Raw genomic sequence first — 6,804 nt, forward strand, 5'->3', positions numbered from 1 at the left:
TCGCAGCACGCCCTCCGCAGGTCAGGCGCCGGGTGTGCCCCGCCTGCCGAGCCGGCGGCGCCGGTGCAGGCTCGCCGCGCGCAGGGTGGCGTCGAGGGAGAAGCGGGCGTCGGCGTCCTCCAGGCTGTTGCCGAGGTAGCCCTCCAGCTGCCGGAGACGGTAGCGGACGGTCTGCGGGTGGACCTTGAGCCGCTCGCCGATGTCGACCGCCGTCGACCGGGTGGTGACGGCCTCGGCGAGCGTCTCCACCAGCCGCCGCCGCTGCCCTTCGGAGACGTCCCGCAGCGGGTCGAGGTGGTGCCGGGTCAGCTCCTCGACCAGTGCCGGGTCCGACAGCAGCCACATGGTCATCAGGTGGTCGCGGCACGGGATGAGCGAGCCGTCCCGGATGACGCCCTCCTCGGCGAGCGCGAGGACGCGGCGGGCCCAGCGCAGCGAGTGCGTGGCGCGCTCCAGGGGGAGGGTGAGGCCGAGGACGCAGCTGGCGTCCGACAGCGCGGCGCGCAGCATGGCGTGCCGCGCCTCGGTGAGCGGCCCGGGGACGAGCAGGCACGGCTCGGCGCCGTCGAAGTCGGCCAGGACGTCGGCGTCGAGCGCCGACCGGGTGCTCGGCGCCTCGGGGTGGACGGCGACGAGGGTGGCCTCCGCGGGCAGCGGCCACCAGCAGGTGGACTTGGCGAGGTCCTCGATCGCCTCGGGGACGACGGCCGGCTGCTGCAGGATCAGGTGCAGGAGCCGGCGCCGCTCCTCGCGGCGGCGCACGTCGGCGTGGCCGGTGGCCTGCTGGTAGCCGACGCGGGCCTGGGCGACGGCCTCTTCGAGGTAGACGAGCATGGCGTCGACGGTGGTGGAGACGACGGCGGTGGGGATCTGCTCGCGCTCGGCGAGGACGACCGTCCGGCGCCACGCGACGTGGAAGGCGATCCGGGCGGCGGCCTGGAGGTGGTCGAGGGTGCGCCCTTCGACGGCCTCGAAATGGCCGAGGGCGCGGCAGGTCTCGTCGCGCTGGACGGTGGGCGCGTCCGGGTCGGTGACCCGGTCGAGAAAGCCCGGCAGCAGTATCTCGGTGCCGAGCCGGAGGATCTGGTCGTAGGCGGAGAGCTCGGGGCGGTCGTACTCGGGGATGCTCTGCTTGATCTCGGTGACGACCTCGTGCGTGACGTCGGCGAGTTCCGTACGCAGCAGGTCGAGGAAATGCCGGAAGCCGGTCTGACTCCGATCGTGTTCGGACAATTCCAATGCCTGCGACATGGGAAAGGCAACCTCCGCATCGGGCCGGCCGGGCAGTGCGGCGCCGGGCCACCGCCCCGGCGGTCGGCGGTGGCGCCGGATGACGGGTGCGCGGAGCGGGGGAGCGAACACCCTGGTCGAGATCGAGAACACCGCGAACATAAAGTCGCCGGTCGCCGGTGGCAAGGGTCGGCGGCCCGATCGCCGGTGCGGCGGCGCGGTTTTGCGCGCGATGTGACAAGAACGGGGTTCGGTTGCTGGACCGGTGACAATCCGGGCGGGCCGGAGGGGCCGGCGGGGCGGCGCTCCCCGCCATGTTACCCCCAGGTAGTCACCGGCGACGATTTCCGGCTGATCGAAGACTAAACCGGTGACAAATCCGGGCGGCCATTTGCGGAATTGTGTCGAGAATCCCGCGGATCCCTATTGAATGCCATGGCTACTGGGCCGTAACGTCCTCGAAACCTCCTGCCTATCGCGAGTGGTGGTGTCGTTGGGAATTGAAGTCGTCGTCGAGGGGCTGACGAAAGAGTTCGGCCGGCAGACCATCTGGCGGGACGTCACCCTCACCCTCCCGGAGGGCGAGGTGAGCGTGCTGCTCGGCCCGTCCGGCACCGGCAAGACGGTGTTCCTCAAGTCCCTCGTCGGGCTGCTCAAGCCCGAGGAGGGCCGGGTGCTGATCGACGGCGTCGACATGGTGAACGACCGCGACCGCGACGTCTTCGAGGCCCGCAAGAGGTTCGGCCTGATGTTCCAGGACGGCGCCCTGTTCGGGTCCATGCCCCTGTTCGACAACATCGCGTTCCCGCTCCGCGAGCACACCCGCAAGAAGGAGCAGGAGATCCGGCGGATCGTGCTGGAGCGGATGGAGATGGTCGGCCTCGGCGGCGAGGAGCGCAAGCTGCCCGGCCAGATCTCCGGCGGCATGCGCAAGCGCGCCGGCCTTGCCCGCGCCCTCGTGCTCGACCCGGAGATCATCCTGTGCGACGAGCCCGACTCCGGGCTGGACCCCGTCCGCACCGCGCACATCTCCCAGCTGCTGATCGACGTCAACGCGCGGATCGACGCGACGATGCTGATCGTCACGCACAACATCGACATCGCCGCGACCGTCCCGGACAACATCGGCATGCTGTACCGCCGCGACCTCGTCGCGTTCGGCCCGCGCGAGGCGCTGCTGACCAGCGACGAGCCGGCCGTCCTGCAGTTCCTGCACGGCGACACCCGCGGCCCGATCGGCATGTCGGAGGAGAAGGACGCCGCGCTGCTCGCCGCCGAAGCGGCCGACACCGCCGGCCCCGCGCGCACCCGCCGCACCATCGAGATCCCGCCGCAGCTGCGGCCCACCCCCGGGATGCCGCCCCGCCAGGGCGAGCACCGGCACTCGCTGCGCGTCGACGAGATGCTGCCGCGGCTCTCCTACCCGGCGCAGCAGGCGATCTGGGCCAACCGCAACCACCCGCAGGAAGGCGGCCGCAATGGCGCGAACTGACCGGCCGGCCGCACGGCGCGGCGACGCGCGCGTGCCCGTGGAAGGAGACGCGCGTGGCGGCACCTGACACCGTCGTTCCCGGCGCCGGCGCGCTGCGCCAGGTCGGGCGGCTGTTCGCGCTCGCCGGGACCGTGCTGGTGATGTCGTTCCGGCGCCCGTTCCAGCTGCGCGAGCTGATCCAGCAGTTCTGGTTCATCGCCTCCGTCGCGATCCTGCCGACCGCCCTGGTGTCGATCCCGTTCGGCGCGGTCATCTCGCTGCAGGTCGGGTCGCTGGCCAAGCAGCTCGGCGCGCAGTCGCTCACCGGCGGCGCCAGCGTCCTCGCGGTGGTGCAGCAGGCGAGCCCGCTGATCGTGGCGCTGCTGATCTCCGGCGCGGCCGGGTCGGCGATCTGCGCCGACCTCGGCTCCCGGACGATCCGCGAGGAGATGGACGCGATGGAGGTGATGGGCGTCTCGCCCGTCCAGCGCCTCGTCGTCCCGCGCGTCCTGGCCTGCATGGCCGTCGCGGTGCTGCTGAACGGCCTGGTCTCGGTCGTCGGCGTCGCGGGCGGCTACTTCTTCAACGTGATGATGCAGGACGGGACGCCGGGCGCCTACCTCGCCTCGTTCTCCGCCCTCGCGCAGCTGCCCGACCTGTACGTCGGCGAGCTGAAGGCGCTGCTGTTCGGGTTCATCGCCGGGGTGGTGGCCGCCTACCGCGGCCTGAACCCGAGCCCGGGCCCGAAGGGCGTCGGCGACGCGGTCAACCAGTCGGTCGTCATCACGTTCCTGATGCTGTTCTTCGTCAACCTCGTGCTGACGGTGATCTACCTGCAGGTCGTCCCGCCGAAGGGGGCATGACATGGCGCTCCCCGGGGCACGCCGGTTCCGGCCGGTCAAGCTCGTCTCCTGGCTGGACCAGCCCGGTGACCAGCTCGGCTTCTACGTCCGGGCGCTGCTGTGGACGCCGCGCGCGCTCCGCCGCTACCTGCGCGAGTCGCTGCGGCTGCTCGGCGAGGTCGCGTTCGGCAGCGGCGCGCTCGCGGTCATCGGCGGCACCGTCGGCGTGATGATCGGCATGACGGTGTTCACCGGCGTGGTCGTCGGCCTGTCGGGCTACGCCGCGCTCGACCAGATCGGGTCGGCGGCGTTCACCGGGTTCGTGTCGGCCTACTTCAACACCCGCGAGATCGCCCCGCTGGTGTCCGGGCTGGCGCTGTCGGCGACGGTCGGCGCGGGCTTCACCGCGCAGCTCGGCGCGATGCGCATCAACGAGGAGATCGACGCGCTGGAGGGCATGGGCATCCAGTCGGTGCCCTACCTGGTGACCACCCGCATCATCGCGGGCACCGTGGCGATCGTCCCGCTGTACGGGATCGGGCTGCTCAGCTCCTATCTCGCGTCCAGGCAGATCACCCTGTGGTTCAACGGGCAGTCCGCCGGCACCTACGACCACTACTTCAACATCTTCCTCGCCCCCGAGGACGTGGTGCTGTCGTTCGCCAAGGTGCTGATCTTCAGCGTCATGGTCGTGCTGGCGCACTGCTACTACGGCTACCGCGCCGTCGGCGGCCCCGCCGGCGTGGGCGTCGCCGTCGGCCGCGCCGTCCGCACCGCGATCGTGCTGATCAGCGTGACGGACTTCTTCGCCAGCCTCGCCATCTGGGGCGCGACGACGACGGTGAAGGTGACGGGCTGACATGGGGGCTGGCTGATATGGCGAAGCGGAAGACCCGTCATGTGGTCGGGCAGCGCCTCACCGGGGTGGCGTTCCTGCTCGTCCCGGCGCTGCTGATCTGGCTGTCGATCGCGATCTACAACAAGCAGTTCACCGACGTGACGAAGGTGACGCTGCGCACCGGGACGGCCGGGCACGAGATGCACCCGCTGGCGGACGTGAAGGTCCGCGGCGTGGTCGTCGGGGAGGTCCGCTCCATCAAGGCGGACGGGGCGGGAGCGAAGCTCGAACTGGCGCTGAAGCCGGGGATGACCGACCGCGTCCCATCGGACGTCCAGGCGCGACTGCTGCCGACGACGGTGTTCGGCGCCCGGTTCGTCTCGCTCGTCCCGCCGCCGGGGTCGGCGGGCACGCCGATCGCCGACGGCGACGTCATCTCCGAGGACCGCAGCCAGAACGCCGTGGAGCTGTCGGAGGTCCTCAACCACACGATGGACATCCTCGACACCATCCAGCCGGCGAAGCTGTCGGCGACGCTCAACGCCATGTCGCGGGCGCTGGAGGGGCGCGGCGACCAGATCGGCCGCAACTTCGAGCAGCTCGACGCGTTCCTGACCAAGCTCAACCCCGAGGTGCCGGCGCTCACCCGCAACCTCGAAGAGCTGGCGAAGTTCTCGCAGAACGCCGCCGACGCCGCCCCCGACCTGCTGCAGGCGCTCACCGACTTCACCGTCACCAGCCGGACGCTCGTCGACCAGCGCCTCGCCCTCGCGAGCCTGTACGACGCGGTGTCGGGATCGTCCGCCGACCTCACCGACTTCCTGAACGCCAACTCCGGCAACATCATCGCGCTGGCGACGGAGAGCCGGGGGAGCCTGGACCTGCTGCGCCGGTACGCCCCCGCCGCGCCCTGCACGTTCCGCACGTTCACCGACTTCGTCCCGAAGATGAACAAGGTCCTCGGCAAGGGCACGGACGAGCACGGCGTCCACGGCATGGTCGTGTCCATCCCGAACAAGGGCCGGTACCTGCCGGGCAAGGACAGGCCGCGCTACGACGGCGGCGACGGGCCGCACTGCCCGAGCGTCCCGTACCTGGCGTCCGGGAACGGGGTGCGGGTGCTGCCCGCCGGCGGCGTCCCCGGCAAGGGCGGCGCGGCCGGGAGCGGCCTCGGGCCGGCGAACTCCTCGTCGGAGAACGACCTGGTCAACGAGCTCGCCGGGCCGTCGCTCGACGAGGTCCCCGAGGAGCTGCCGGACTGGTCCAGCGTGCTGGTCGGGCCGATCTACCGGGGCACGGAGGTGACGGTCAAGTGAGGCTCGCCGGACAGGGCGTCAAGGGCCTGGGGTTCCCGCTCGTCAGCTCGCTGATCTTCATCGTGGTGACGGTGCTGGCGACCGGGCTGCTGGCGTCCAGCATCACCGGCGCCACCAGCGGCGACCGCGTCACCTACTACGCCAAGTTCACCGACGTCGCCGGGCTGCACCCGGGGCACGGCGTGCGGATCGCGGGCGTCGAGGTCGGCCAGGTCGAGGAGATCAAGGTCAGCGACCGGCGGCTGGCCCGGGTGAAGTTCTCCGTCGACCGGGACCGGCAGATCCCGGCCGCGGCGACGGCGGCCGTCAAGTACCTCAACCTCGTCGGCGGACGCTACATCGCGCTCGGCCAGGGCACCGGCTCGCCCGGCCAGGTGCTGAAGCCCGGCGGGACGATCCCGGTCGGGCATACGACCGGGACGCTGAACCTGACCCAGCTGTTCCAGGGTTTCCAGCCGCTCATGCAGGCGCTGTCGCCGGGCGACGCCAACAAGCTCTCCGAGTCGATCGTCAAGGTGCTCCAGGGGGAGAGCGGCACGGTCGAGAGCCTGCTGCGCACGGTCGGGCAGCTGACGAGCACCCTGGCAGCCAAGGACGAGGTGATCGGGCAGGTCATCACGAACCTCGACAGCGTCGTCCAGACGATCAACGGGCGGGACCGGCAGCTCGTCGACCTGATCACGACGCTCCGCCGGTTCACCTCCGGACTCGCGACCGACCGCGAGCCGATCGGCGAGGCGCTCGGCTCGATCGCCGACCTGACCAGCGCCACCGCCGGGCTGCTCCAGGTCGCGCGGGACCCGCTCAAGGACGACATCGTCCAGCTCGGCCGGCTCAGCGACAACCTCAACCGCGACGAGCCGCTGCTGGAGCGGTTCCTCCAGCGGACGCCCACGAAGCTCTCGACGTTCGGCCGGGTGGGCTCCTACGGCTCGTGGATGAACTTCTACCAGTGCGAGGTCCAGTTGATCGGCGTCACCTATGCCGGTTCCGACATCACGAACCAGCCGCCGCCGACCGGCATCCCGATCAAGGACGCGAGGTGCCGCGGAGGACGCCCCCGACCCCGCCGGCCCCGCCGCCGGGCGGGCCGTCCACGAGCGGGCC

General features: G+C 71.2%; 6 protein-coding genes. 5 read left to right on the forward strand and 1 reads right to left on the reverse strand.

The window, feature by feature from the left end:
* Positions 1–21: 21 nt before the first annotated feature.
* On the reverse strand, positions 22–1,251 hold the full coding sequence (locus E1293_RS21905; RefSeq protein ID WP_132199309.1) for a PucR-like N-terminal domain-containing protein: 1,230 nt from the start codon (positions 1,249–1,251) through the stop codon (positions 22–24).
* 472 nt (positions 1,252–1,723) lie between these two features.
* Here E1293_RS21905 and E1293_RS21910 point away from each other — a divergent pair, with 472 nt between their 5' ends.
* From E1293_RS21910 to E1293_RS21930, 5 genes are all read left to right on the forward strand, one after another.
* The gene (locus E1293_RS21910; protein WP_165978341.1) at positions 1,724–2,722 is read left to right on the forward strand and encodes an ABC transporter ATP-binding protein; all 999 of its coding nucleotides are present in this window, start codon (positions 1,724–1,726) and stop codon (positions 2,720–2,722) included.
* Between the two features lie 53 nt (positions 2,723–2,775).
* Positions 2,776–3,564 (forward strand): MlaE family ABC transporter permease, encoded by a 789-nt coding sequence (locus tag E1293_RS21915; protein ID WP_243716384.1) that lies wholly within the window; start codon positions 2,776–2,778, stop codon positions 3,562–3,564.
* Position 3,565: 1 nt separating this feature from the next.
* Positions 3,566–4,402, forward strand: a complete 837-nt coding sequence (locus E1293_RS21920) for an MlaE family ABC transporter permease (RefSeq protein WP_132199311.1) — start codon at positions 3,566–3,568, stop codon at positions 4,400–4,402.
* A gap of 17 nt (positions 4,403–4,419) precedes the next feature.
* Positions 4,420–5,697 carry an MCE family protein gene (locus tag E1293_RS21925; protein ID WP_132199312.1) on the forward strand — a complete coding sequence of 426 codons (1,278 nt, stop codon included), beginning with the start codon at positions 4,420–4,422 and terminating at the stop codon, positions 5,695–5,697.
* On the forward strand, positions 5,694–6,804 hold a 1,111-nt coding region (locus E1293_RS21930), incomplete at its 3' end, for an MCE family protein (protein WP_132199313.1). The genes E1293_RS21925 and E1293_RS21930, both read left to right, overlap by 4 nt.

Origin of the sequence: Actinomadura darangshiensis, assembly GCF_004349235.1 — a bacterium.
GTDB lineage: Bacteria > Actinomycetota > Actinomycetes > Streptosporangiales > Streptosporangiaceae > Spirillospora > Spirillospora darangshiensis.

Bases quoted from the DNA above. Each gene is read 5' to 3' on its own strand.
- E1293_RS21925 (WP_132199312.1), top strand. From the start codon at position 4,420: ATGGCGAAGCGGAAGACCCGTCATGTGGTCGGGCAGCGCCTCACCGGG.
- E1293_RS21920 (WP_132199311.1), top strand. From the start codon at position 3,566: ATGGCGCTCCCCGGGGCACGCCGGTTCCGGCCGGTCAAGCTCGTCTCC.
- E1293_RS21905 (WP_132199309.1), bottom strand. From the start codon at position 1,251: ATGTCGCAGGCATTGGAATTGTCCGAACACGATCGGAGTCAGACCGGC.